This window comes from Pandoraea sp. E26 (assembly GCF_000681415.1).
Taxonomy (GTDB): Bacteria; Pseudomonadota; Gammaproteobacteria; order Burkholderiales; family Burkholderiaceae; genus Pandoraea; species Pandoraea pnomenusa.
Genome location: NZ_AYXJ01000096.1, coordinates 1 through 926, shown reverse-complemented (window position 1 = coordinate 926; position 926 = coordinate 1). Strand labels below are relative to the sequence as shown.

2 protein-coding genes are annotated in these 926 nt (G+C 61.1%); one reads left to right on the top strand and one right to left on the bottom strand.

From position 1 onward, the window contains the following. The coding region (locus W930_RS0125335; protein ID WP_036656637.1) for a D-glutamate cyclase family protein at window positions 1–548 on the bottom strand (548 nt) is incomplete at its 3' end. Between the two features lie 219 nt (window positions 549–767). Here W930_RS0125335 and W930_RS29970 point away from each other — a divergent pair. Then, window positions 768–926 (top strand): LysR family transcriptional regulator (locus W930_RS29970; protein WP_152552677.1); only part of this gene is annotated, 159 nt, incomplete at its 3' end.

The window sequence follows — 926 nt, the reverse complement described above, 5'->3', positions numbered from 1 at the left end:
TGCACGGCGCGAATGGCATCGGCGCCCTTCATCGGGCGCATCGATACGACCAGTTCGCCGCCGAACTTCCCGGCGCGCTGATTCGCGATGGTCGTGCGGTACATCGGCACGTTGCGCCCCTCTTCCACGTGACGCAGCGGTATGCCCGCCTTGGCGAGCATGTCCTCGAACGAGAACGAACAGCCGATCGCGAACACCACGAAGTCGCTCTGCCAGTACTCGGCCAGATTGTCGACCTGTTCGGCAAGCTTGCCGTCCCGGTAGATGTTGTAGCCCGGCACGTCGGTGCGGATGTCCACTTCGCGGCCCAGCGCCGGCACATGCCATTGCCCCGGCTCGCCCACGCCGAGCAGCGGACATGCCTTCGGATTGCTCTGGCAAAAACGCAGGAAATCATGGGCATGCGCCACCGGCAGGATAGCCAGATTGGCTTGCGCGAAGTCGCCGCAGTAACCGGCCGTCGGTCCACGAAACTGCGCGCTGCGCACGGCCTGGCGGAATTCGAAGGGCGTGAGGGTTTCGCGTTGCGCAAGCAAGTCGTTCGGCATGGCTGGGTGGTTCATGGCGGTTCCGGCGGGAAGGAAAGACACCGTGACGGCATCGGATGGGTGAAGCATAGAAAGAAAAAAATGTTGTCGCTAACGAGTTTTTCTACGCGCCTTTGTATAGAATTTCTTAACAACTTCGCGGGTTTTCCCGAGGTTCGTTGCATTTATTTTCATCGTCTCATTGCCGGTTTTGGGCAGCCTCCCGGCCGGCCGAATCTCATGAACACGCGATTTCTCGAAACGTTCGTCACGCTGGCCAAGCTGCGCAACTTCCGCGCCACGGCCGCCGCGCTGCATGCCACGCCCGCGGCGATATCACAGCGTCTGAAGGCGCTGGAAGAGGAATTGAAGACGGCGCTTGTCGATCGCGACAGCCGG